This window comes from Methanomicrobia archaeon (genome assembly GCA_016930255.1).
Taxonomy (GTDB): domain Archaea; phylum Halobacteriota; class Syntropharchaeia; order Alkanophagales; family Methanospirareceae; genus JACGMN01.
Genome location: JAFGHB010000056.1, coordinates 13,693 through 37,551, shown reverse-complemented (window position 1 = coordinate 37,551; position 23,859 = coordinate 13,693). Strand labels below are relative to the sequence as shown.

Annotated in this window: 23 protein-coding genes; 12 read left to right on the top strand and 11 right to left on the bottom strand. The window is 48.0% G+C overall.

From position 1 onward, the window contains the following. Positions 1 to 143 precede the first annotated feature (143 nt). Together JW878_08225 and JW878_08220 are read left to right on the top strand one after the other, a co-directional pair. On the top strand, positions 144 to 614 hold the full coding sequence (locus JW878_08225) for a type II toxin-antitoxin system RelE/ParE family toxin (GenBank protein MBN1763042.1): 471 nt from the start codon (positions 144 to 146) through the stop codon (positions 612 to 614). A gap of 61 nt (positions 615 to 675) precedes the next feature. Next, positions 676 to 1,038 carry a dihydroneopterin aldolase family protein gene (locus JW878_08220; protein MBN1763041.1) on the top strand — a complete coding sequence of 121 codons (363 nt, stop codon included), beginning with the start codon at positions 676 to 678 and terminating at the stop codon, positions 1,036 to 1,038. Here JW878_08220 and JW878_08215 read toward each other — a convergent pair. From JW878_08215 to JW878_08185, 7 genes are all read right to left on the bottom strand, one after another. Beyond that, on the bottom strand, positions 1,028 to 2,677 hold the full coding sequence (locus tag JW878_08215) for a putative manganese-dependent inorganic diphosphatase (protein MBN1763040.1): 1,650 nt from the start codon (positions 2,675 to 2,677) through the stop codon (positions 1,028 to 1,030). The genes JW878_08220 and JW878_08215 overlap by 11 nt on opposite strands. A 160-nt stretch (positions 2,678 to 2,837) precedes the next feature. Then, on the bottom strand, positions 2,838 to 5,441 hold the full coding sequence (locus tag JW878_08210) for a PAS domain S-box protein (protein MBN1763039.1): 2,604 nt from the start codon (positions 5,439 to 5,441) through the stop codon (positions 2,838 to 2,840). Positions 5,442 to 5,732: 291 nt separating this feature from the next. Further along, positions 5,733 to 6,542 carry an archaeosortase A gene (gene artA / locus JW878_08205; protein MBN1763038.1) on the bottom strand — a complete coding sequence of 270 codons (810 nt, stop codon included), beginning with the start codon at positions 6,540 to 6,542 and terminating at the stop codon, positions 5,733 to 5,735. 16 nt (positions 6,543 to 6,558) lie between these two features. Further along, positions 6,559 to 7,578, bottom strand: a complete 1,020-nt coding sequence (locus JW878_08200; protein MBN1763037.1) for a hypothetical protein — start codon at positions 7,576 to 7,578, stop codon at positions 6,559 to 6,561. Then, positions 7,575 to 8,858, bottom strand: a complete 1,284-nt coding sequence (gene gatD / locus JW878_08195; protein MBN1763036.1) for a Glu-tRNA(Gln) amidotransferase subunit GatD — start codon at positions 8,856 to 8,858, stop codon at positions 7,575 to 7,577. Before gatD ends, JW878_08200 begins: the two co-directional genes overlap by 4 nt. A 177-nt stretch (positions 8,859 to 9,035) precedes the next feature. Beyond that, positions 9,036 to 9,473 carry a DNRLRE domain-containing protein gene (locus JW878_08190; protein ID MBN1763035.1) on the bottom strand — a complete coding sequence of 146 codons (438 nt, stop codon included), beginning with the start codon at positions 9,471 to 9,473 and terminating at the stop codon, positions 9,036 to 9,038. Between the two features lie 498 nt (positions 9,474 to 9,971). Continuing rightward, on the bottom strand, positions 9,972 to 12,005 hold the full coding sequence (locus JW878_08185; protein MBN1763034.1) for a right-handed parallel beta-helix repeat-containing protein: 2,034 nt from the start codon (positions 12,003 to 12,005) through the stop codon (positions 9,972 to 9,974). A 399-nt stretch (positions 12,006 to 12,404) separates the two neighbouring features. Between JW878_08185 and JW878_08180 the strand changes: the two genes are divergently transcribed. From JW878_08180 to JW878_08170, 3 genes are all read left to right on the top strand, one after another. Beyond that, positions 12,405 to 12,797 (top strand): hypothetical protein, encoded by a 393-nt coding sequence (locus JW878_08180; protein MBN1763033.1) that lies wholly within the window; start codon positions 12,405 to 12,407, stop codon positions 12,795 to 12,797. Between the two features lie 97 nt (positions 12,798 to 12,894). Then, positions 12,895 to 13,566 carry a class I SAM-dependent methyltransferase gene (locus JW878_08175; protein MBN1763032.1) on the top strand — a complete coding sequence of 224 codons (672 nt, stop codon included), beginning with the start codon at positions 12,895 to 12,897 and terminating at the stop codon, positions 13,564 to 13,566. Positions 13,567 to 13,581: 15 nt separating this feature from the next. Next, on the top strand, positions 13,582 to 13,845 hold the full coding sequence (locus tag JW878_08170; GenBank protein ID MBN1763031.1) for a hypothetical protein: 264 nt from the start codon (positions 13,582 to 13,584) through the stop codon (positions 13,843 to 13,845). A 90-nt stretch (positions 13,846 to 13,935) separates the two neighbouring features. Here JW878_08170 and JW878_08165 read toward each other — a convergent pair whose 3' ends face one another. From JW878_08165 to JW878_08155, 3 genes are all read right to left on the bottom strand, one after another. Further along, entirely contained in the window at positions 13,936 to 14,964 is a 1,029-nt protein-coding gene (locus JW878_08165) for an RNA 3'-terminal phosphate cyclase (GenBank protein ID MBN1763030.1), read from the bottom strand. A gap of 238 nt (positions 14,965 to 15,202) precedes the next feature. Then, positions 15,203 to 16,096: a type II methionyl aminopeptidase gene (locus JW878_08160; protein MBN1763029.1), complete on the bottom strand. Its 894-nt coding sequence runs from the start codon at positions 16,094 to 16,096 to the stop codon at positions 15,203 to 15,205. Between the two features lie 86 nt (positions 16,097 to 16,182). After that, complete coding sequence (locus tag JW878_08155; protein MBN1763028.1) at positions 16,183 to 16,830, bottom strand: hypothetical protein; 648 nt, start codon at positions 16,828 to 16,830, stop codon at positions 16,183 to 16,185. Between the two features lie 159 nt (positions 16,831 to 16,989). On the opposite strand from JW878_08155, the gene JW878_08150 reads away from it, so the two are divergent. The 4 genes from JW878_08150 (at position 16,990) to JW878_08135 (ending at position 20,505) form a co-directional block, all read left to right on the top strand. Beyond that, entirely contained in the window at positions 16,990 to 17,637 is a 648-nt protein-coding gene (locus JW878_08150; protein ID MBN1763027.1) for an MBL fold metallo-hydrolase, read from the top strand. A 139-nt stretch (positions 17,638 to 17,776) separates the two neighbouring features. Continuing rightward, positions 17,777 to 18,412: a methyltransferase domain-containing protein gene (locus JW878_08145; GenBank protein MBN1763026.1), complete on the top strand. Its 636-nt coding sequence runs from the start codon at positions 17,777 to 17,779 to the stop codon at positions 18,410 to 18,412. 608 nt (positions 18,413 to 19,020) lie between these two features. Next, a complete protein-coding gene (locus JW878_08140; GenBank protein MBN1763025.1) occupies positions 19,021 to 20,169 on the top strand; it encodes a hypothetical protein in 1,149 nt (382 codons plus the stop codon). Positions 20,170 to 20,322: 153 nt separating this feature from the next. Beyond that, entirely contained in the window at positions 20,323 to 20,505 is a 183-nt protein-coding gene (locus JW878_08135; GenBank protein MBN1763024.1) for a hypothetical protein, read from the top strand. A 108-nt stretch (positions 20,506 to 20,613) separates the two neighbouring features. Here the strand turns inward: JW878_08135 and JW878_08130 are convergent, their stop codons facing one another. Then, positions 20,614 to 22,674, bottom strand: coding sequence for a DEAD/DEAH box helicase (locus JW878_08130; protein MBN1763023.1), 2,061 nt, complete (start codon positions 22,672 to 22,674; stop codon positions 20,614 to 20,616). Between the two features lie 109 nt (positions 22,675 to 22,783). Between JW878_08130 and JW878_08125 the strand changes: the two genes are divergently transcribed. The 3 genes from JW878_08125 to JW878_08115 all read left to right on the top strand — a co-directional run bounded on the left by JW878_08125 (position 22,784) and on the right by JW878_08115 (position 23,624). Continuing rightward, entirely contained in the window at positions 22,784 to 23,140 is a 357-nt protein-coding gene (locus tag JW878_08125; protein MBN1763022.1) for a 50S ribosomal protein L37ae, read from the top strand. A 6-nt stretch (positions 23,141 to 23,146) separates the two neighbouring features. Beyond that, positions 23,147 to 23,290, top strand: a complete 144-nt coding sequence (locus JW878_08120; protein ID MBN1763021.1) for a DNA-directed RNA polymerase subunit P — start codon at positions 23,147 to 23,149, stop codon at positions 23,288 to 23,290. Between the two features lie 67 nt (positions 23,291 to 23,357). Continuing rightward, positions 23,358 to 23,624: a hypothetical protein gene (locus JW878_08115; protein ID MBN1763020.1), complete on the top strand. Its 267-nt coding sequence runs from the start codon at positions 23,358 to 23,360 to the stop codon at positions 23,622 to 23,624. Positions 23,625 to 23,859: the final 235 nt, after the last annotated feature.

Below are 23,859 nucleotides of genomic sequence, written 5' to 3'. Positions count from 1 at the left end.
TAATCCTCCTTTACAGAAAAAGAAAGAAAAGAGGACTCATAAAAACGAATACATCGATGTGTAACCTTTTTTGGTTTACTTAACACTACGCAAAGGTTTATATAAAGGTGTTCAATAACTCCCAATAGAGACTGAAAGAGAAAATGTATGAAGAAGTGAAGTTCGCTATTAACATCAAGGAACCCGCAGAAAACCGGCTCAAAAAGTATGACAAAGAGATTCAGAAACGTTTTGCCACTAAAATCAGAAAGTTGAAAGAAAATCCAGCGATACACGGTAAACCTTTGAGGGGCGTGCTTCGCGGTTATTGGGAGTTATATTTTGAACGGAGATACCGGATCATCTACACAATTGATTATAAAGCGCAGATTGTAAGATCGAAGCAATTAAACACAAAGATGAACTTTAATTTAAATCCCAAGCTCTTTTGCAAGCTCTTCAAAATCGCGACGCTTCACCTTTTCTCGCTTGCCTTCTTCGATTTGATTCATGAGATCACGATCGGACAGAACCTCGATTGTCCGTTGCATCGACTCGTATTCATCTACGGAGATCGTAATCCATTCGGTTTGATGCCGTCCGTGTTTTACCGCTTCGGTCATCTGTATCATTAAAGTATTGGTGATATAGGTATTAGTATTTAAAGAAGATGTTACTTTTAGCGTAACGGTAGGTATGTCAGAAAACGAAGAACTAACGGACCGCGATAACGCGCTCTTCGAAGCGGGCATCAAATTGGGCGCGCTCTACCATCAGTTCATTGGCACGCCTGTGAGCCCGGAAACCGCGAAATCGTTAGAGACCGCGATAAAGGAGTGCGTATCGCTGCAGCCGTTTGTGAGTTCGGTGACCGCGGAAATAGACCGCGATAAGGTTCGGGAGCGTGCGAACGAGTTCAATTACTGCGAGCTACGCGGCGACATGCTGGACGTCACGGTTGTGGTACGATACGAGACGGTGGAAGCGCGTGTACGCGTGAAATACGACGAGGCGCTGAATTATCCCTTGATGCGTATCGAAGAAGTACTCACGAAGTAGTGCAGACGTAACCGACCTTCGGAATGAACTCTTTCTTCCGCGATAAGGTCTGCGGGATGAAGCCTTTGTCGTTCTGTATCTCGATTCCGAACGCCTTCTCGATCAGCCGTTTCTCGCCTTTTACGATGAGTTCCTCGCCTGATTCCAACGGATTCGTAATGAGGAGCACGACCAGATCGTAGCGTCGTTCCGCACGTAAACTCTCCATTTCTGTTTTTATATCGCGTTCTTTCGTGTATATCTCGCCCTTGTCGATCACCATTACTTGCCCCACGCCGATTCTCTTATCGCCGAGTTCGTATTCCTTAAAATCGTGAAGCAGGATCTCTTTGCCGGATTTACCTTTGATGCTTATACTCGCCGCTAAGAGTTCCTTGCCGTACTCCGCTATCTCGATTCGTGCGATACGAGCTAATTCACGTGCGACTTCTTTATCGCGATCCGTAGTGGTCGATAACGTCAGTATGAGCGTATCGGATAATATGCCGGAAAGCAACAGGCCAGCTATATCGTGCGGGATCTCGATCCGGTGAAGCAGCATTTGTTCCGCGACAATTGTGCAGGTGCTTCCGATCGGCTCATTGCGGACGTGAATGGGCATGAGTGTTGAGATGTCGCCGACCCGGTGATGGTCGATAATCTCTAATATATGCGCCTCCTGCACGCTGTCAACCGCTTGGGAGCTCTCGTTATGATCGACCAAAATGACGTTCTTTCGTATGGGCCGCAGTAAATCGGTTCGGGTAACGATACCGAGCAGCCGGCGGTCGTGATCGACAATTAGCGCACTGCGATACTCGGATTCCAAAACTTTCTGCCGCAATTCAGTAATTCGCGTATAAAGCTCTGCGATTGGTACTTTCTGCGACATTATAGAATAGAGCGGCGTGGACAGATCGAGTAGCCGGGCGGTCGTGAAGGTATCGTGCGGTGACGAGATGAGCACCGTGCCCTTCTCCGCGGCTGCGCTCTCAACTTCGGGGCTAATCAGCGAATCGCCCGTAACGATAAGAGCTGAGCAGCCAGTATTGATCAAATCTACTTGGACATCAGACCTATCGCCTAAAATAACGACGTCACCGGCGTGGATTTTGTTTAAAATCGTTGCTTTCTGCATTCCCGCAATGAATACTCTGCCGGTTAATTTCTCCCGGGTCTCCGGATTGAGAATTACTTTCCCATTCAGCGTTCTGATCAGGATATTCAGGTCGATTGGCGTGGCGGATAGGTCCTTGCGGCCTAGATTGGCGATGTAATATTCCGCGATGTCCCGGAGCCCGACAATGCCCAGGAGCTTCGTATCCCGGTCAACGATCGGCACCGTGCGGATGGTTTTCTCCCTCATCAACGATGCGACATCCCGTATAGAATCGTTGGGCGCCGCGACAATGGGCTTCTTCAAGTCCATATCACCAACAGTCGCTGCGAGACTCTCGATCTCCAGCGGCAGCTCGAAGTTGAATCGATCGAGCACAAATTTCGTCTCGCTGTTCACGTCGCCCGCTCGTGCAGGGGCATAAAGGCATTTCTTATCCAGAGCGTTCTTGAGGTACGCATAGCCAATAGCAGAGCAGATGGAATCGGAATCAGGATTCGTGTGCCCGATAACAAACACTCGCTTCTGCTTCTCCGCGGTCATTTTCTCTCGCACGCACGCACTCACTCTCACTTACCTAACGCTTCCGGTGGTATTAAGTGCTTTGTACTTCTGAACTCGTGCTACTGCAAACGCCAGCTCGAAATACAACGTGGACTCTGTTCTATTCTATTTCGATGCAAGCCCGCTACAAATTGCGCTTTTATCGCACGGGCAGCGTAAAACAAACCGTGCATCCTTTACCCGTCTCCGATTCGATCCAGATACGACCGCCGTGCACCTCGACTATCCGTTTCACGATCGCAAGCCCGGCGCCTGTTCCTTCTCCGCCCGTGTCCACCCGATAGAACAGCTCGAACACTTTTTCGTGCGCACTCTTGTCGATTCCTATCCCGTTATCCTTCACGAAGAACACGGTCCCCTTATCATCTACGCGATACCCGATCTCTATCTTCGGTTGTGGCTGATCGCCCCGGTATTTTATGCTGTTCGTAATAAAATTCACCAGCACTTCTGCTATCCGTACCAGATCTACGTGAACCGTCGGGAAGTCCTCAGCTATGGAAACGGCGACGTTATTCGCTTTGAGTTCGCCTGAGGTCTGCTCCAAGGCGTCTTCAACAATTTCTCCAAACGGCACATCTTCCGGTGGATTCGTTACTCGACCGATACGAGAGAGCTGCAGAGTATCACGCAAAAAGTGTTCCATCTTTACGGCTGCGGTTTCTATTCGTTCTAAATGGCTATTCAGGTTCTCCGTTTCGCTCTGCTCCAAATCTTCTCTCATGAGCGACGTAAAGCCCCGGATAGCAAAGAGTGGCGAGCTGAGGTCATGCGAGACCGTATAGGTAAACCGCTCAAGCTCGGTATTTTTTGCTTCCAGCTCGCTAAGAAGGCGTTCTCGTTCTTCATCCGCTCGTTTCTGCTCGGTGATGTTTCTAATAATACCCGCGAGATAGGTCTTTGCATGGAACTTCATCAGACCCGCGTTGATGTTGACATAAATGACACGGCCGTCTTTTCTTTCAAAAGGAATATTTGGCATACCTTTAATTTCCCCCGTAAACGCTTTTTCGAGTTCCTCCCTGCGTTGCGGCTGTTGCTCTTTGGGAATGACATCCATCGGGCCCATGTTCAGGAGCTCTTCCAACGTATAACCCAACATCCGACTTATCGCTTCATTTGCCATGATGAATCTTTTTGTATCGGTATCTACCACAAGGATCCCATCAACGGCGCGGTCAAAAATAGTTCTAAATTTCAGTTCGGATTCTTTCAGCTGGTCTTCCATCTGTTTGCGCTCTGTGATGTCCACTTCCGATCCTATTATACCGATAACCTTGCCGTCAGCATCTTTGACGGGGACTTTGTCTAATCGCACCCATCTCACACCTTCCAGTGTGGTGATCTTTCTAATTTTTTCTATCCGTGGTTTGCCACTCTTCTGGACTCTTCTATCGCTTTTGATATAGTTGTCAGCGTCATTTGGAAAGAGTTGCCTGGTTGTTTTGCCTTTAAACTCCTCAGGTTTCATTCCATATCGTTCTGCGAGCGCCTTGTTTACACGCACAAACCTGCCGTCAGGGTCCTTAAAATCGATAAAGAACATACCGGTTGGCACCGATTCAAGAATTGATTGAATTTCTTGCTCCATCTGTTTGCGTTCGGTGATATCCATGAATGATACCACACTCTTTTTTGTTTCGGGGATCAATGCAGCAGCCACATAGATGTTCCGAAGATTTCCATACCGGTCTCGGAATAGGAATTCATAGTGCATTGGAGCGTTATCAGGATTGTCTCGTCGCAATCGATGGATGTTTTTCATCCTTTCAAGATCCTCGGCATTCGCGATGAATTCGGTCCAGCTCTTCTTGCCCTCCAGCTCCTCTTTGGTGAACCCTGAGATTTTCGCACCTTCCTTATTTACGCGATAAAATGTCCCGTCCTCGTTGAGCACCACCGTAGGAGCATTGGTAACTTCGAAGAAGGTTCTATACAGGGTTCCCGATCGCCGGAGTTCGTCTTCCATCCTTTTTTTCTCGGTGATGTCCTTGATAGAGATCACGCTTTTTTTCGTTCCTGGAAGTATTGTGACGGTCAGGGAAGCATCTCGGGCATCTCCCTGTTTATGGATAAATCGGAATTCGTAACTCTTTGGTGCAACCTCTTGATCACTCCGCCGCAAGCGGTGATATTTCAGCATCCTCTCCCGATCATCTTGCATGACCAATTCTGGCCATTTCACCCGGCCTTCAATCTCGTCTTTGGAGTACCCTGACATATTCACCATTTCATCATTAATATGTGATATGACCATGTCCTCCTCGACGATCATCATCGCGGTTCCGGTATTTTCGAAGAGAGTTCGATACATCTCCTCCGATTTTTGGAGCGCTTCTTCTGCTCTCTTTTTCGCTACCACTTCTTTAATCGCATGTGCCAAGGTTCCATAGAGGCTCTTCAAATCTCCGCCTTTCTGCATGTAGTGGTTAGCACCTTTGTTCAAGGCTTCTATCGCAACTTCTTCTCGCCCTTTCCCGGTGAACATAATAAAGGGAACCGTCTCACCATCCTGTCGAAGGCGTTCGAGGAATTTCAGGCCATCCATTCCCGGCATCCGATAGTCCGAGATGACTAAATCGTAGTTCCCGCTCTTCAAGAGCATGATGCCCTCTTCTGCGGAGGTTGCGCTATCCACATGAAAACCCGCATCTCCACGCTCCAAAAAACTCTTTGTCAACGTGAGGAAACTCGACTCGTCGTCCACATGCAGGATCCTTATACCCTTTTGCTCTCCCGACATTTGCCATCAAATCTCCACTATAACTGTCCGATTCCTGAGTTTGACCGGTGTGTACCGTTTCTTACGGCTTCATTCTCATATTCATAGCGTGATGTGCGGTGCTTAATAGCACTTTCTACCATTAAAACATTTTTTACTTTAAAATACTTAATTAAGTGCCACGCCACTCCAGCAAACCACGAATAAAATGCGATCGTTTAGTACTGGTGAAAAGTTCGTCGATCCAAGCCGCTTCCACTAAGGTTAACGGTAATCATACGATATTTAAGCCTACTATCCCCTTAGAAAAGGTTAAACGCGCTGTTTCCTGAGTAGAACGCGGAAGAAATCCTCGATTATGTCCAACGCCTCGGGAAGTATTATGAACACAGCGTAAGCAACCGCGATTAACGAGATCATCACGAATATCCGCGCGATTATGCCGTGTGCGATGTAAAAGCTCTGGAGCGGTGGGCCAAACCACAGCTCGAAATACGCCGCGGCGACAAAGACGTTTCGGACGATGTTCAGCACGTAAATAGTGGGAACGGAGACCAAAAAAGCCTTTAATTTGCGTTCACGCGGTGCGTTGACGCCGAATGCCAAACCTGCAAAGAGGACCATACTCTGGATCGCCGTGCACGCTAAGACAATCTCTATCGGCTTGTAAACCGCGTGGAACGAGCTGCTGGTGGAGTAAATGCTGGAGGGATAGACCATATATACGCCTACGTTGAAAAGAGAGAGCACGGTGGTCGTGATCTTCGTGGTGGCGTAAATAATGAACGTCTCAAGCGCGGGTATTTCAGCGAACGGGAAGTAAAAGACGGCGGTGATCACGGCAATTCGGGTGATGGTGAGAAACAGATCTTCGCCGTCCTTTTCGCTTAGCACTGGCGGTGATTTCACCATAAGAGCAGCAAAAAGCAGCGTAAACACGAGAAAAATAACTGCTATAGACGCGTCAAAGTATTCGCCCTTGTTGAGATAGAACGAGACTTCATCAGCGCAGTAAAGGGCAAAAACTGCCCAGCCCAGAGCGCCTACTGCTCTTTTACGGAATACGAGCGCCAGTAGGAAGAGCACGATTGAAACAAACGGAATGATGGATTTAAGGATCATTTGTGGATTCTCAGACTCACAGACGATTTAGCACTGCTTTTATCAACCCCACCGGGCCAGTCATCATCATATCACCTGCGGGCGCGGCGAACATACCGAGACCTCTCATTTCACCTCGTCGTGGTCCGGTTAGCGATACGATCTCAGGCTGGTTTGCTCCTTGTACTACTGCACCGTGGCCGCCATCATCAAATACCTCTTTAAAGGTTATCGTTCCATCAGAGAGCTTTTTGATGTAGGTCTCGAGCTTTGGTTGGTCAAGGAGATGTGTGTGATGCTCGAAGACGCCGGCTATTTGACCGTCTTCCAAGGACATCGCAATGGTGTGCGCGTTTCCGACGTTTATGCACACAGCCTTCTTCTTCTCTCTCACCTGGTCGTCTTCAAGCGAGCCTAAGATCGCAGCCGGGCCCGTATCCATTAAGAGTAGATTGCCATCAAACCATCGTTTCACTGACCGATATATCGCGCGCATCCTGCTCAGATTCTCCGGCACGCCGTCGAGATACGCGAAGGATTCTACACCGCTGCCCAACTTCTCCTCGATTAGCTGGAATCTATTTTCGCGATCGGTAACGCCCTGTGGCGCCACACCGTGGTCCTGAACCGCGATCGCAATGGCGTCAAAAGCAGTATCAACACCGAAGGACGCAAGAGTCGGTAAAAGCTGGAGATTGAAGTCCGCAATTTTTATCGGTGCCGCGGTTTCACTCAGCTCCTCAAACTCCTCCTCGGTTATAATCTCAACACCTATTTTTTTAACACTCTCTAAATCATCCCTGATCGTTCGTGCGGCACTTTCGGTCATGTAAACCTTGTAGTTCTTGAGATGGTCGAGAATGGCATGCGTGAAGGGGCCCCCACCCATCGTGTCTCCAAAGATGACAATATCCTCCCGGGTTCGTCGTACTTCATCGGCGAAGATGCGCGTAGGAGAAGGCAGAACGAGCTTGTAAGCGTCATCAAAGCCCTTCACGCTGTCGTACACCATTATATCTTGCGTTCCCGCACCGATATCAATAGCAAGTATGTTCATAGCGTGCGCCTCCCTTTTATCTCTCCTGCAATGTTCTCATGCATCATGCGTCTCACTTCCCCCATATCCCTCGTCTGACCTAAGACCCACATCAATTTTACCAAAGCAGTTTCCGGCAGCATGTCCTCACCCTCGATTATGCCGGCGTGAAGCAGATCACGACCGGTATCATAAACCCTATCACAGATAGCGCCATATAAACATTGCGAAGTCATCACCACGGGTATACCACGTTTTACCGTGTTCGTAACGGCTGGAATCCATTCGGCGGACACGTGCCCCAAGCCTGTGCCCTCCAATACAAGGCCCTTATAGCCCTGCTCGACGAAGAACTCGATTATTGCAGGGTCGGCGCCGGGATAGGACTTTATGAGTGTGCATTTCGTCTCAAGCTTGTCACGGAGCTCTAATTTGCGCTCGCCACGCGTACTATGGGCTGCGGCGAAATCTACCCGTGTGCTCTCGATATCGTTCGCGACGTACTGCACCGTTCCGATTGGGATGTCGTTAATCGACTGAAAGGCGTCACGTGCGGAGGTATGCATCTTTCGCACCTTTGTGCCGCGGTGAATAGCGCAGAAATCGTCGGAAGTGCTCCCGTGCATCACCACCACAACCTCGGCAAGGTCGCTGCAGGCGACTTTCGCAGCACAGATTGCGTTCATGGTCGCATCGCTGGACGGGCGGTCGGAACTGCGCTGCGAGCCAACCAGAACGATCGGCACGGGCGTTTGCACCATGAACGCGAGCGCAGCCGCGGTATAGCCCATTGTGTCCGTGCCGTGCGTAACGATAACACCGTCTGCACCGTTTTTTATCTCGTTATGAACCTCTGCGGCAAGCTTCTGCCAGTATTCCGCACGCATGTTCTCGCTCAATATGCTGTACACCACTTTCCCTTTGATGTTCGCGATCGATCCTAATTCCGGGATCGCATCAAGTAAATCCTCGGTGGAGAACTGCGGAGAGACCGCACCGGTTCGGTAATCCACTTTAGAGGCGATTGTACCGCCCGTGGAGAGAATAGCCAACGAAGGCAAACGCTCTTCTTTTTTGCCCTCTTTTGCTCCCTCTCTCATGCTCGGCTCTTTTAACGCGCCTGCCTTGCTTACAACTTCTATTTCTACGTTTTCGGGTTGTATTCCGACATTATAGCCGCTATCGAGCTTAATAACGATATTTCGCGATGCGGTTGGCATGAAAATGCCTTCGTAAACGGCAACGCCGCTATCGGTCTCTTTTCTTATCCGTATGCGGTCGCCTTCGTCAAACTCTGTCATCAATACTCGTTTGGATGGGCTCCCTCTTAAACTTTAGTTTTTCTTTTAAAATGCAAATACAACTGCACAGCTCCAAATATTACTAGGATTCCCGTACAACCCCCAATGAATACCGGATTTTTCAGCACCGCCGATACTTTTTCCTTAAAAGATATTGTGGTTGGTGGCAGAGATGGCTCAGATGTTATAAGTGGGGTTGAAGTAGGAGCGAGCAGGGGTTGGAGTGGGGGTAATAGGGATAGTATAAGTAACCTCCAGCTTCGGCCTGTTATCAGACTCAGGATATATTACTACTAAATCTCTTGAATAAAACCTTATCCAGGTTTCTCTCACTGTATTTTCACATACTAATGCCTCCGTCAAAACCTTGTCAGTAAGAAAAGTGTCTCTGACATCTTCGGTAATATCCCACGTGTACCACGAACGGGATGAAATATTTTCCACGGTGTATGTGAGGGTTTTAGAACTATTAGGTCTGTTATTGTAGGTCAACCCGTGTTCTCTCCACGAATCGTCGAGAACGTAAAAGGCGCTAACGTCTCCTCCTTCTTCTGGTAAAAAGGGTCCACCATAGAGCTTGAGTTGTGCAGAGTTTATTGTTGCGTCTACGGGGATGCATGATAAATCAAACTTAAGGAAAGTTAATCTCGAGTCTTCCGCACATAAAAAGAAAAATCTCCGTAGTTCTCATCAGGCGAATACGAAGCAACGAATGCATCTGCCCGCGGGTCGAGATTTTCAGTTTTTGTTTCAAAATCTTCAGATGCACTCACGTGTACTGATAAAATGGAGAGACAGAGCATACTGAAAATAAAGAATGCTTTGATGGTGGAGGATGCCGTTTTCATATAAGAATAGCATTAACTCTTATCCAAAATAAAGATTTTGGCAGCCACGGCATTTCCTCAATTCGAGATACATATCAAAACTGTTTTCATCCCTATCGGATGAAAAGATAAAAAAGCTTATAAAAAAGCTGACTTTAACCTGTGCTTTTGAAAATCTGATCGCATTCACCACGTTTACCGTAATGTTGTATCGCTATTACGTCAAGTCATTATGCGAGCTCCCGAAGAACGCTTAAATTTACAATGGGAGAAAAAGGAAGAGGTCTTACCGCCTCTTTCGCATGGTTAGTGCAGCGAGTGCCGAAAGCAAGCTGACGAGTGCGATAAGTCCGATCTGCGTCAGTGCCGGTAATTTTACCGGTTTTGGCGATGGCCCTGGAGAGGGCTCTGGAGATGGTCCTGGTGTTGGCTCCGGTGGCTCTTCCCCAAAGGGGCATTCATCTAATGGATTTCCGTCCGTACTGCCCGCGATACCTTCTATATTGTATGGCAGGCTATAATCTGACCAGAAGTTGCCACTCCAGTTGTTTCCTGTCCCGTTATCGAGTGCTTGGGGATCGTTATAATAGAAACAATTCTCGTGTATCTCATTGTCGTTGGAGCCATTGTTTATGTGCACTCCCGTTGTCCTGGCCGTGTTGTTCACAATCATGTTCCGCGCAATCGTATTATTGTGACTGTAATTGAGCTGCACTCCGTGCTTGTTGTCCTGTATCTCATTGTGTGACACGTTGATCAACCAACTGTGGTTCAGAAGAATGCCCTGCCCACAGTGAGAGATGTTGCTATCCGCGATGAGGTCATTATAGCTGCTTCTTACGTAAACGCCAAATCGGGTGAGGAGGTTGATGCCACTGAATATTGTACTCCTGAATACCCGGTTTCCATCGCTCGAATCAATCATACCAATGCCGATGGACTTCGTGGGTATAAGAGCCGCCAAATCAGAGATCGTGCAATCCCGGAATTCGTTGTCATCGGAACCCACCAGCCCGATGCCGCATGCTATGTAACTCGCGTTAATGTGCGAGATATTGATACTGGAACCAAATGAGTTGTACTTTGAATCATTAATCAGCCCGATGCCGCCTGCGATGTTCCCTGCGGTAATGCGGGAGATGGCGATACTCCCGTTAAATGTGTTGTTGTTTGAATAGTTCAGCCCGATGCCACCCGCGGTTTTGTTCCCGTTGACGTCTGAGATGATGATGTCTGCGCTGAAGGTGTTGTCATCTGCCAGTCCGAGTCCGATGCCACCGGATAAGTTAACGGAATCAACAATGTCAGAGATGGTGATGCTTCCGGCGAAGGAGTTATTGTGCGCTTTATACAGTCCAAGACCGCCCGTGGTATTTGTTCCTGTCAGGTGCGAGATGGCAACGCTTGAGCTGAAGCGGTTGCAGGTGGTGGTATGAAGCCCAAGGCCATTGACGACGTTGGTTCCGTTGATGTAAGAAACGGTGATGGGAGCTTCGAAGGCGTTATTGGTTGCGTCCATCCCGAGCCCAATACCACAGGTAAGGAGATAGCCGGGGCCGCTGATCTGAGAAACGTTGACCGTCGAATAAAATGTGTTGTTATCTGATTCGATGATCAAGATCCCAAAGACTTCCTCAGTTGCATTCACGTGCGAAATGGTGGTGTTCGAATTGAAGCTGTTGTTGTGTGAACCCCACACCTCAAGGCCGCAGGCGTAATAGCCTGGCGTATACACGTACGAAATGGTGAGGTCAGAATTGAAGCTGTTATTGTTTGACATCCTCATCAAGATACCGTCGACTGTTTGATTTGCATGAATGTGAGATATGGAGGTGCTGGAACCGAAGCGGTTATTGTGTGAATCCAACAGCTCGATGCCTAAGGCCATCGGATCGGTTGCAGTGATGTTCGTCACGGTGTTATTCGAAATGGTGCACTCGGTTACGTTCTCCATATAGATACCTGCCACATTCTGCGTCGTGCCGTGTGCATCCCGAATCGTGAATCTTTCTAGGGTGACATTCGTCTGATTGGTGATGTTGACCACATGCATGTCCGTTTGGTTCGAGCTGATGATGGTAACCGCGGAGCCGTTGGCCGACCGTATGGCGATATTCGACTTATTCACAATGAGATTTTCCTTGTAAACACCATTATGCACGGTAATTGTATCCCCGAATCCCGCCGCGTTGATCGCTGCTTGGATCGAATCTCCTGGATGAACCTCCGCTGCACTGACAGATGGCATAAAAGCAGTCAAGACGAAAATCACGACGATCGCTACAACAAACATCCCTCGCTCTTCATTTATCGTAACCATATCCCTCTACTCCACCTCACGATTCTTCCGTGGGGGTATTTAAGGCTTTCGCTTTTGCGTTCGCTTGTATTTCCTAACGGAAGTGCGAAATCCATGGAAGGCACTAAATCGAAAAAAAAGCGTATCCATTTTTAGAGTAGCCGTGGCTACTTTTGCTTCTCTCGTTAAATGCGAGTAGGAACCTTAATTTAAAGATCACCGGAGTAGTTTTAGGGGGTTTTGCTAACGCAATCCTCTACGACCATAAAAGTTGTATATGAGAAATTGAAACCCGCTTTTGAATAAGAGGATAAAAAAGCTTATATAGCTTGCCGTAGTCACCTATTTATATCGTAATATTTTTTGCTAATTCGGGCTGAGTTATAAGATAAAATAGGAAAGGAAGGAGAGAAGAACGAAATGAGTGGGCAAGCAGCGAAGGTAAAAAAGGAACGAATAAATATCTTCAAAATAGGGAAACTGTGGTGCTTCAAGCACTTTTTCGACGATCGAGAGATCTTCAGTGATCTGGCTGACTATTATCATCGCGAGACTTACCGCTTCGAGCTGGAGAACGTTGCCGAGCGGAATAAGGTGATAGCGTACCTCGAGGAGAAGGGGTTCGAGCCCGTTCCAATCGAGGACACCGCGGAGTACACGGTGAAGATAGATAAATTCAAGAAGTATGCGCCGATTCTGAGGGATTCGATCGATTCCACGGAGAGCGGAAAGGATAGGGTATTTGTGATGAAGGATCTGGCAGCGGTGGAGGAGGCGCTAACGCGGGGCGCGGAGAAAGTTAAAGAGGGATAAATAACACCTAATCGAAGTCTAGCAAAGGGCGTTATGCTCCTTCTTGTGACTTCCTCTTACTTATTTTTAGTGTAACCGTTAACCGTGGCCGCGACCAATGACCGTAGACGTACTAGGAGCGCTCCAGAAAGACCGTCTCAGGGAACGTTTCATTAAATACACGAGGCAGGCGTTTCAGATGCTGCCCGAATTGGAAGCTCCTGATATTTTGGATATCGGCTGCGGCACGGGCGTTCCGACGCTGGAACTTGCGCGATTGAGCAACGGGCAGATAATCGGATTGGACATCAGCCAGCCTGACTTGGACGAACTGCACCGAAAGATAGAAGCCGCGGACCTCTCAGACAGGGTTAAGGCTGTACAATGCTCACTGTTTGAGATGGACTTCCCTGATGAGCGCTTTGATATCGTGTGGGCCGAGGGCTCTCTATTTGTCATCGGGTTTGAACAGGGCCTTAAAGCGTGGCGGCGGTTACTCAAACCTCGGGGATTCCTCGTCGTTCATGACGACCCAGGCAATTTACCGAAGAAACTGGAGCTGATTTCACGCTGCGGCTACGCGCTCATTGGGCAGTTCACCGTGTCTGAGGACTCGTGGTGGCATGACTATATCGGGCCGTTGGAGAAGCGGATACAGGAACTTCGCGTGAACGTGAAGTACAGAGGCGACCGAGAGTCTCTAAAAGTGCTTGACAAGGAACAACAGGAAGTCGACATGTTCAAAAGAGATCCTTGCGGGTCGGTGTTTTTTGTGATGCAAAGGAGGTAAAGGAACACAAACACGATGCCACTCCTTTCTAACGTTCAAGCTGATGCGAACACAGAACGGGAACGAATTTATATCTTCAAACTAGGAAGTCTGTGGTACTTCAAGTATTTCTTCGAGGATCGCGGAATCTTCAAGGATCTATCTCGCTATTACAATCACGAACGATTCCGATTCGAGTTCAAAACGGTTGAAGAGCGGGATAGCGTGATGAAGTATCTTACGGAGAGGGGATTTGAGCCCGTTCCGATTGTGGATGGCTGCGATTATGGACGACGATAGATCGATTTAAGCAGCATGCAGCGACTCTACCGATTTCAAGTGATTTTATGAAGATCGAGAATTTCCTTCAGCAGCCCGCTACGTTGAGAACTACCCCCTCTTAACCACAAAAACCTCTTTTCCTTCCTTTGTTCGCTCTTGCTCGATTTCGAATTCCACATCCAGAAACTGCTGCGTGATGAAGATGTTGGTTTCGAGATGCTTCGTCATCTCCCGTACCCTTAGTTCAGATTTATCGTCTGCAAGAGCGATATAGGGGACGAGCTGATCTGCTAAGTGCACATCGACTGTCGCAGCGGTTTCTAATTCTGTTATGATGTTTCTCGCAGCCTCTTCACCGACGATTTCTGCACGTTTGCCGCGTTCGCCCAAAGCGGTCCCACTTTTGTAACCGCGCCAGAGTGTAATGCCGCTGCCCGTAGTCCTTTTACCGTCCTCTTCTATTTCCATTTTTATTTTGGCATTGTAGCCCACTCCTTTTAGGGTCTGTTTAGCAGCGTTCGCTTGTCGTTCGGCTACGTGCGCGGGAAGACCAGAGGAATGCGAGACGCCCTTTATGACGTTTGCGGTTTCCGGTTCCTGTAGCACAAACCCCTTCAGCTGCGTCACAGGTGTTACTGTGACGTCCACTACGCCGCCGCCCTTGGGATAATAGCCTCTTCGTTTGAGATCTAAATACACCGCACAGCCCATCTCTCGAAGCGCTTTGAGGAATACGTTCAGGTAAAAATCGATTGGCGGAGACCAGTTCACGTCCGTGCCGCCTGTTATTTTTACCGACGTTTCACGGTCGGCAAAGAGCGCAACCGGGATGAGGCATTGTAGTAATAATGTAATACTGCCTGCAGTGCCGATATCTATCTCGCCTTTAAAGCCCTTGAGCGTTCCCGGCGTGAATATTAAGTGAGTAGACCGCAGCGCTAGCCCTTCGGTGTGCCCACCTGAGATTCGTTCTACGGCTTCCACGGCGTGCAGGTGCTGCGCCGAGAGCCCGGGCTTCGGCCGGTTCGCCCGGATGTTGGTTAGTTCTACCTCTTTGCCGGTGATCGCTGCGAGCGCGATTGCGGTGCGTATGATCTGACCGCCGCCTTCACCAACGGAGCCGTCTATAGGGAGCATGACAAAAGACAATGCGATTTTTACTCTTCAGTCCTATCTCAACTTGGAGTTCGCTAAGGGGGAGTTATTCGAATAGCGGGTCCAAGAATATCGTGCATCCCTCATGCGTCTGATCACTTCAGTGGAATCGAATTTCACACCGCGCGTCTTTGCACGAGATGCATCCATTATCTCCACAGCCGTCTTTTTCTTCTCTTGATGCATTTTACTTTTTTTCATGGCCCCTTAGTATTGTATCTTATTTCGTCGTCACCTCGCACCCGTCCTTCGTCACGATCACCGTGTGTTCGGCTTGCGAAACCAACCCGCCGCCTTCTTCCCGTAGCACCGGGTACTCCCGCAACGCGCCCGTGTTATGTACCGTTCTGAGCGCCAGATCGAGCCGCTCGCGTGGCAGCCAGCGTTTGGCGAACGGCAACCCGTGATACTTCTCGATCTCCTTCAGCAGCTTCTTCGCCTCGCTCACGCGAACCGGTTTTGCTTTGATCAGGCTGTAAATCTCAGCGGTTCCATGCTCTACTACTTTACCCGCACCATCAGTGGCAAACGGCTCTATCGCAACCACGTCGTTCTCGTTTAAGATCACGCCGTGCTCAAACCCCACATTAGGTATCGTGGGCGACGTATGCGCATTGTACTGCGCGAGCCCATGCCCGGAGAGATTGACGACCGGTTTGTAGCCGCGCTCCCGTATCGCATGCTCGATGGCGTCGCCTACCTCACCAGTGCTTATGCCCGCACGAATAGCCTTTATCGCTGCGTTTAACCCCGCTTCCGCGGCCTCCACCAGTTCCTTGTGCTCGCCACTTAAATCCACGGTCACTGCGCTATCAGCGATATACCCGTCAACCTGAACGCCGATGTCTAGCTTCACGAGGTCCTTCGCAAAGACCGTCTCGTCGTCTATCGACGGCGTGGCGTGTGCTGCTTCATCGTTCCGTGAAATATTACAGGGAAACGCCGGTTCTCCGCCCTTATCCCTCGTGCTCTGCTCCACAAATTCTGCAACCTCCAACAGCAACGCCCCTTCTTTTACTTTCGCTACGGCTCCTTTTCGCACCTCTGCCAGGATCCTGCCAGCCGCTCTATACTTATCTAATACGAGTTCTATCTCCTCTTCTTCTTCTCCCATTTTCGGAACTCCAACCAAAACCCCTTCGTTTATTTACCTATCTACCTCTAGCTCAATAAATAAGAATGATTAGTATAAGCTAACATTCATGGTGTACCAAATTTCTTCCGCACCTCCGCCTCCAGGTCAACGCCTTTGAATATCGAAAGCCGCTTCACATACCACGAGCAGGGCACTTTCTTCTCTCGTAGCTCCGATTCCGTAAGCTGTACGGTTATTGCTGTGAATCCGGAACCCTCGTCCTCGCCAGTTCGTTCCTTCGTCACCCACAGGTCAAAGCTCTCGTACCGTTTGGATGCGATAAACCGCATGAAATAATGCTTGTAATTATGCAGCTCCCATTCCTGCACGGTGATATGCAAGCGCGGAAAATCCGCCGGATGGGTCAACCGCAGCTCTTCCGGATGCACGACGGGCTCGTACGTTATCCCGGTCTTGAGCATACCGCCGGTATCATGCGCCGTCACTTCATACCGTTTCGTAACGCAGTCATCCAGAATAACCGCGGTATAGTACGGTTTATCGTCTGCCGAGCCTCTGAAGTTCGAGACGATGTCGAAGGGTATCGTTTCGCGTCCTATAAGTCCCGTTTCGGTTAGCAGTTTATGTACTGCATCAGGGCTCTCTTCGACGTGCAGCTCGATCTCCACCCCGATTGTGTACAGTGGATGGAGATCCGAGCCGTAGTTCTCCAGCTTCGTTATCCGTACGCTCTTCTGGTTGGTTATGAGCATTTTCACGATTTATAAAATAAAGAGGGAGGTTATTACTCTAATAGTTAATCGTTGAGAGACAAAGTATTCGTTATCAAATGGAAGAGAGAGGGGTCCCACACTCAGATTGGATCTTCCAGATGGAAGCACTGATGAAAGATTGTAAAAAGAGGTGATAAGATGAAGATTACCATTGTTTATGATAACGAAGTAGCAAAAGAAGGGTTTAAAGCCGACTGGGGTTTTTCTTGTCTCGTTGAGGTATATGGTAAGAAAATACTTTTTGATACAGGCGCAGATGGTTCTATACTTTTCCATAATATGGAAAAGCTCAATATAGACCCCACTACGATTGAGGTGATTATCATCTCTCACGCTCATTTGGATCATACTGGTGGGCTTTCAGATTTTCTTAAAATAAATCCGGTCAGAGTTTATATTCCGGGCTCATCTCCCAAACCGCGTGGTGCAAGAGAAGTGATTGCGGTAAAAGAGCCGATTAAAATCTACGAAAATGTTTTCTCTACAGGTGAACTTAGGACCCCACGTGCCTTAGCAGAGCAGTCTCTTGTGGTCAAAATGGAAAAAGGAATTGTCGTGATCGTAGGATGTTCTCATCCGGGAGTTGGGAGTATTCTGGATGCGGCGTCACAATTTGGAAACCCTTATGCGATTATTGGGGGTTTGCATGGATTCAGAGATTTTGGTTTGCTTCAGAATTTAAAACTTATCTGTCCGACTCACTGTACTCAATTTAAGTCAGAGATAAAGTCACGCTATCCAGAGAAATATGTTAGAGGTGGAGCAGGTAAAATGATAGAACTATGAATCTACAACTTCGTATAACCGAGCGTATCCGGCTGCGAGTCTTGGGGACTCCGCGCAAATTCTGCTTCGCAGGGCTTCCGATCAGATCAGCTCGAACGTTTTACGCAATTTGGCGGTGCTCAATAAGGGCGAAAAAAGTATGAAGAGCGTTGAAATCTTTGAAAAGTATGCTCAAGAATACGATGAATGGTTTGATGCAAATAGATTCGCTTATGAGTCGGAGGTTCGAGCTTTAAAGATTTTCATTCCACAAGATAGTAACGGTTTAGAGGTTGGCGTAGGTACGGGTAGATTTGCAGTTCCGCTCGGCATCAACGTTGGAGTAGAGCCTGCAAAAGCAATGGCAGATAGAGCACGGGAACGAGGGATAGAGGTCTATGAAGCAAAGGCGGAAAGACTTCCGTTTGCTGATTCTTCTTTTGATTTTGTTTTGATTGTTGTAACCTTATGCTTTGTGCAAGACCCTCTACGAGCTCTCAGGGAAGCAAAACGAGTTCTTAAGCCTGGGGGATATATCATTCTAGGTTTGATTGACAAGGAGAGTTTTCTTGGCAAACTGTATGAATCAAAGAAGAAAGAGAGTAAATTCTACAGGCACGCCACCTTTTATTCTCTCAAACAAGTTTTAGATTGGTTGAAAAGATTGGAGCTTGAAGACGTCAAAACCGGTCAGACAATCTTCAAACTACCACAAGAAATGACTGCTATTGAATCTGTTAAAGCGGGTTATGGAGAAGGAGGTTTTGTTGTCATTGTCGCACAGAAGGGGATATAAAACAAACATGAAAACAGGAATCGTCGTCTCTTCAAACGACTCGGAAACGGTATGGAACGCATTTCGGTCAGCATTTTATGTATTGCATCAGGGCTTTCTTCGACTCGTAGCCCCAGATTTATCTCTATTGTGTAAAGCGGTCAGAGAGCAGAGCCGTAGTTCTCCAGCTTCGTCACTCTAACGCTCTTTTGGTTGGTTACGAGCATTTTTCACGATGTATACAATAAAAAAGAGGTTAGTACTCTAATAGTTAACTAACCGTTGGGCGACAAAGTAAAGCGAAGAAAGGGCCACAAGTGCAGTTAGTTTTGTAAAGGAAGGCATAAGAGTTCGACGACAACAGATAGAGATATATACATCTGGAAGTAATAAAGATCTATGCAGGATTACCTTACCACTCCTTTGGACAGGTTGTTCGAGGGCACAAATGCGCAAGGGATGAAGGGTGGAAAGGAAAGAGGGGTAGGAGAAAGATGGAGAATGGAGATATCGTCCAGAGGGAGGTATCTACGAACTTAAATATACGAACTGGTTTGGATATATATGAGTTATACGAAATGGCGCTTAGAAAGCAGCTTAGATTATTGAAATATTTGGAGAGGTAGAAAATGGAAAAAGAGATCATAGAGGTTTTTGCTTTACTTCCCTTTTTATTTTATCCTCTCTATATTTTTGGGTGGTTTTTAGACGTTTTTGAAGGTTTTTCGAAATCCTCCATAGATATTATCCTTGCAATAGTTCAGATAGGAACGCTAATCGCTTTGATCATATATGTAATAAAAACGTGGCAGATTGCTTCTGCCTCAAAGAAATCAACAGAGGTATCGGAAGAGATTCTTAAGGAAATGAAAGAATCTCGAGACCTCGAGGTTGCACCATATGTAGTTGCCTACTTTGACATTCCTTATGGTAAGCATGTGATATATTTCGTTATAAAGAATATAGGCAAAAGTGTTGCAAAGAATGTCAAGCTGGCATTTCAACCGCCACTTGAGAATAGCAAAGGGGGAAAGATAAACAATATCTCTCTCTTAAAGGACGGAATTGGCTCAATACCTCCAGGATATGAAATACGAACCTTTTTTGATGGCGTATTTTCCTATTTCGAAATGAGTGAATTACCTTTAACTTATAATGTGAAAATATCTTATTCTGGAGGATTACGATCAGATACCAGAAACATCGAACAAATAATGGATTTATCTGCATTCAAAGGTCTATCTTTTCTAGATGAGAAAGGGATACATGAACTTGTAAAAGAAGTTGAAAAATTAGTTGAACACAATAACAATATAAGGCAGAAGTTGGAAAAAGTGGCAGATAACTTAGCTGATGGAGTTTGGCTTAAGAACCCGGACTTATTGATAACTAGTTTACAGTTAGAACCAGAGCTATGGAAGTCTGGCGCATTGACAAAACTAATTGAATTTAAGACACTATGGACGTCAGTTTACGGTGGAGAAGACGAAAAACTTGTAAATCCCTTTCTTACAGATTTAAAAAACAAATCTGCTATCATTGGCTCGCAACTTTTGATTATTGCTTCCAGTGCTCCTTTCGACTTTCCATCAGAACTAGTGAATCACTTAGTCGAAATCGCCGTTAAATTGTCCGAATTAGGAAGAGCAAGTTTTTACATGGATGGAGGGGAATCCGTTAATACTTTTAATACTCTTGGAAATGGCATTATCACTCTTATAGATGAAACTATCGAACAACTCAAAATACAGAGCACCACTTCAGATAACAGCGAATAAAAGACTACAGTGCTTCGCATCTCCGCTCAAATTGCCTTCGGCAACTTCTTTTATCAGCAAAACGGTATATGCAACCGTTCGCAAAGCAAAGAAACGAAGAAGAGGATACATTTATGTAACGAGTACTTCTAATGCTTCAATTGAGAGGAAATCATGCACTTAATCGATCTAGGCTGGGATTCGTTTTTCGAGCAGCATTTCGAATCGTATCGGGAGCAGGGTCTTTCCGCGATGCGGGTAATCCGCGAGAACCGGAGGAATTATATAGCCTGTGGCGAGCACGGCGAGTTTATCTGCAAACTATCAGGCACGTTTCGCTTTGAAGCCCGCACTTGAAAAAGCGCGTTGGAAAGCAATTAGTAAACAAGCCAAGAATTTGAAAAAACGGAATGGGTAAAACGTGAAAAGATAGGGCAGGCAGAGAGATTATGAAGCAATCGAATCCTACAATTTTAATTGCCGCACCGCCTCCTCCTTTATCTTCACCGCTCGTTTCGCGCCAACGCCCGGAACCTTTTCCAACCGTGCCAGATTGGCTTCTGCCACTTCGCGCGGGTTCCTGAACCCTGCTGCGTACAACCCGCGTGCGATCACTCGACCGACGCCCTTTATGGTCACCAACCCGAGCAATTCGGGTCTCACACCGTGCTTTATCCGATCGTGTAACGCACGCAACCGCGCGTACATGTGCTCGTCCTGAAGATACTCCGCGATCCTCGAGCCGGCATAGGCCATCCAGCCCTGATTGTAGATATTATTGTGGATCTCGCCGGGATACGTGCCAAACTTGTCCTTCATCTCGAAGTACGTAAGCTCATCTATCCACGCTTGTGTGACGATCGCGCTGCCCAGCGCATGAGCACCGCTGTAAACCCACTCGATATTGTTACTCAGAACCGTTGCTATTTCGAACGCATTCTTCACATTCACCGGAACGATCTCCTCGCATTTACATAAGAGGAGTAGGAGGTCGAAATCCGATACGGTTACGCGCCCGTCTCGTTCCATCTCGCTTAAAGCTCGTATGCCGTCACGCAGCTCCAGAGCCGAGTTCGTAGACAGGTAGAGCCGTGAGGCGAGCGTCCCGAACGGCGTAGCTCGTATTGTATCCTCACCGTCCAGCTCGATAAAGCCTTTTCTCTCCAGGTCCTCCAGGATGTCCTCCAGCTCCAGTTCCAAAAAAGCTATGTCGCCGCTATTCTGGCATGCATAAAAGGTGCTGTTAAGAAAATCGAGGATCTGCTCTACTCGCTTTGCACCGGCGACGATCGTTGCAAGTATCTGCTCGGTCATCGTTTCCGCGGAAAACCGTGATTCGATCCGTTCCAAATCGCCCTGCATATACACGCTCTGGATCTCTTCGAACGCGTCCTCGTTTCGCGCTACGATTATTCCCGTGCCGTAGTCATCGTGCTCCGGCCGGCCTGCGCGACCGAACACCTGCTTTATCCAGAATAACGGCATCGGCTCAACCCCTCGGCCAAGTGTGAAGAACTTATAATTCCTGATTAATACCGTTTTCGCCGGTAACGAGACGCCCATTGCCAATGTAGGTGTGCAGCAGATGACTTTCAACATCCTGTTGCGGAAGCTGTCTTCTATCGCTCTGCGCTGCTCGGGATGCAACCACGAGTTGTGGTACGCCACGCCGCATCGCACGATCTCCGCAAGGTCGTCCACGCCAATATCAACCTTCTCCGCGAGCTTATCCAGCTCTGCGCTCGCCGCCAGTTTCAACTGCGCTGCTACCTTGCGCGCAAAGGATGCCGCACCTCGTTTCGTATTCACAAACACGAGCACCTGCGACCCCTGTTTTATATCCGCGAGCACTCGCTCGATTATTTCGCGATCGTCCTTCGCCAGGAAGATCTCTTCCTTTAAAGGCACCGGTCGCCATTCTGATTTAATAATAGTCGCATGCAGCCAGTTTCCAAACTCTTCGACGTTCGCTATGGTTGCAGATAACGCGATAAACCGTGCGGAAGGATTGAAACTCATGAAACGCGCCATTGCACCTTCTAACCGTGGCCCTCGCTTGTCCTCGCCGACCACGTGCACCTCGTCCACCACCACTACTGAAATAGTTCGTAACCAGCCGGGTTTTACCCGCGTGAGTGAATCCAGCTTCTCCAGCGTGAGGATGATGATGTCGTAACGCTCAAGGTATCGCGAGGAGCTTTCATAATCGCCGGTTGAAATCCCTACCCGTGCAACGGAGCCGTATTTCTCCTTAAAATTTTGATATTTCTCGTATGCCAGCGCGTTCAGAGGCACGACGTACAGACATTTCCCGGATTCGGTCAAGATTGATTGCAGCATCGCTAACTCGGCTAACAGCGTTTTTCCGCTTGCCGTGGGCGTGGCGATGACGAAATTCTTGGTTGTGTCGAGCAGGCCGGCTCGTATCGCCTCCTCCTGCGGTGGGTACAACTCCAACTCTTTTACCGCGCTATTACCTATGAGAGCTGCCATTCCTCCTTCTAAGTTCAAATCTGCGAGTTTCATTTCCTTGCCTTGCCCCAACACAGCCTGAGAATTCCGAGACAGAGATAAACTATATATTACACTAATCTTTTCTTTTTCAAAGAGATAAGGGTTCTCGTGGAAACGAAAAATGGTAAGGAAGCAGAAGAGAAAGAAGGGCAAAAAGACGAAATCCGCAGGTAGGTTCGGCGTGCGCTACGGGCGAAAGATACGGAAAGCAATAACAGCGATAGAAGACCGGACACGAGCTGCGCATACCTGCCCACGATGCGAGCGGCCAGCAGTGAAGCGAATTGGCACGGGTATATGGAAATGTGCCAAATGTGGCTATACGTTCACCGGTGGGACCTACGTTCCGCATACGCCCCTCGGAATCACCGCGCAGCGGACCATTAAACGGCTGGGAGAGCGTGGTGCTGAGATCAGCCTGGAAGGCAGCGAGCAAAATGCGGAAGCCGAAAGTGTAGTAAGTGCGGGAGGTGAATAAGCGCGTATGGGGTATTATTGTTTGCGGTGCAAAAGGCCTGTCGAGATACACGAAGAGGGCTATCAGGGCGTCCGTTGTCCTTACTGCGGGTATAGAGCGCTAAGGAAGGAGCGCCCCACCGTCGTGGTGAAGAAACTGAAGGCCGTATGACGGTTTTTTGGTGCGAACTGTTTTTCAGTTCGATGATTACTTTAAATCTTCTAACAAACCGTTTGAAATGAAGTTCGAAGCGGATTTCGAGTTTGAAGCTGATGAAGAAACGGTAAGAGCAATCTATGAGTCAATAAAAGAGGAGCAAGAGCGCGGCACGAATACGAGACCCTCCTTTGTTGACCTCGTGCTTAACGGGAATACCTTACGCGTCTCCATGCATGGCGAGGATGCAACGAAGCTGCGCGCGGTGGCGAATACGTGGCTCCGGTTATTAAAAGTCGCGGCTGAAATGGTACAGGTGGTGAAAGAATGCGACACTTCTGGTTTCTGAGCGGGCTACCGGCGTTGATAGCTGTATTGGTTAGTATCCTCATCTTTTTAGCCATCATATGGCTAATAATCAAAATATTGCCGTATCTCATCATCTCTCTGGGCATTTTGATTCTGGTTCTGATTTTACTGTATATTCTCTGGCGGGTTTTTCACCCGTTCTAGTAACGGTGTCGAACGCTCCTGCTTCGCAATTGATTTTTATTTAGAGCAGACAAAAGGTGGCACCGGAAGGT

What these genes read in the sequence shown, in the direction of transcription:
- JW878_08225 (MBN1763042.1), top strand. Translation starts at nt 144, where the DNA reads ATGTATGAAGAAGTGAAGTTCGCTATTAACATCAAGGAACCCGCAGAA.
- JW878_08220 (MBN1763041.1), top strand. Translation starts at nt 676, where the DNA reads ATGTCAGAAAACGAAGAACTAACGGACCGCGATAACGCGCTCTTCGAA.
- JW878_08215 (MBN1763040.1), bottom strand. Translation starts at nt 2,677, where the DNA reads ATGACCGCGGAGAAGCAGAAGCGAGTGTTTGTTATCGGGCACACGAAT.
- JW878_08210 (MBN1763039.1), bottom strand. Translation starts at nt 5,441, where the DNA reads ATGTCGGGAGAGCAAAAGGGTATAAGGATCCTGCATGTGGACGACGAG.
- artA (MBN1763038.1), bottom strand. Translation starts at nt 6,542, where the DNA reads ATGATCCTTAAATCCATCATTCCGTTTGTTTCAATCGTGCTCTTCCTA.
- JW878_08200 (MBN1763037.1), bottom strand. Translation starts at nt 7,578, where the DNA reads ATGAACATACTTGCTATTGATATCGGTGCGGGAACGCAAGATATAATG.
- gatD (MBN1763036.1), bottom strand. Translation starts at nt 8,858, where the DNA reads ATGACAGAGTTTGACGAAGGCGACCGCATACGGATAAGAAAAGAGACC.
- JW878_08185 (MBN1763034.1), bottom strand. Translation starts at nt 12,005, where the DNA reads ATGGTTACGATAAATGAAGAGCGAGGGATGTTTGTTGTAGCGATCGTC.
- JW878_08180 (MBN1763033.1), top strand. Translation starts at nt 12,405, where the DNA reads ATGAGTGGGCAAGCAGCGAAGGTAAAAAAGGAACGAATAAATATCTTC.
- JW878_08175 (MBN1763032.1), top strand. Translation starts at nt 12,895, where the DNA reads ATGACCGTAGACGTACTAGGAGCGCTCCAGAAAGACCGTCTCAGGGAA.
- JW878_08170 (MBN1763031.1), top strand. Translation starts at nt 13,582, where the DNA reads ATGCCACTCCTTTCTAACGTTCAAGCTGATGCGAACACAGAACGGGAA.
- JW878_08165 (MBN1763030.1), bottom strand. Translation starts at nt 14,964, where the DNA reads ATGCTCCCTATAGACGGCTCCGTTGGTGAAGGCGGCGGTCAGATCATA.
- JW878_08160 (MBN1763029.1), bottom strand. Translation starts at nt 16,096, where the DNA reads ATGGGAGAAGAAGAAGAGGAGATAGAACTCGTATTAGATAAGTATAGA.
- JW878_08155 (MBN1763028.1), bottom strand. Translation starts at nt 16,830, where the DNA reads ATGCTCATAACCAACCAGAAGAGCGTACGGATAACGAAGCTGGAGAAC.
- JW878_08150 (MBN1763027.1), top strand. Translation starts at nt 16,990, where the DNA reads ATGAAGATTACCATTGTTTATGATAACGAAGTAGCAAAAGAAGGGTTT.
- JW878_08145 (MBN1763026.1), top strand. Translation starts at nt 17,777, where the DNA reads ATGAAGAGCGTTGAAATCTTTGAAAAGTATGCTCAAGAATACGATGAA.
- JW878_08140 (MBN1763025.1), top strand. Translation starts at nt 19,021, where the DNA reads ATGGAAAAAGAGATCATAGAGGTTTTTGCTTTACTTCCCTTTTTATTT.
- JW878_08135 (MBN1763024.1), top strand. Translation starts at nt 20,323, where the DNA reads ATGCACTTAATCGATCTAGGCTGGGATTCGTTTTTCGAGCAGCATTTC.
- JW878_08130 (MBN1763023.1), bottom strand. Translation starts at nt 22,674, where the DNA reads ATGAAACTCGCAGATTTGAACTTAGAAGGAGGAATGGCAGCTCTCATA.
- JW878_08125 (MBN1763022.1), top strand. Translation starts at nt 22,784, where the DNA reads ATGGTAAGGAAGCAGAAGAGAAAGAAGGGCAAAAAGACGAAATCCGCA.
- JW878_08120 (MBN1763021.1), top strand. Translation starts at nt 23,147, where the DNA reads ATGGGGTATTATTGTTTGCGGTGCAAAAGGCCTGTCGAGATACACGAA.
- JW878_08115 (MBN1763020.1), top strand. Translation starts at nt 23,358, where the DNA reads ATGAAGTTCGAAGCGGATTTCGAGTTTGAAGCTGATGAAGAAACGGTA.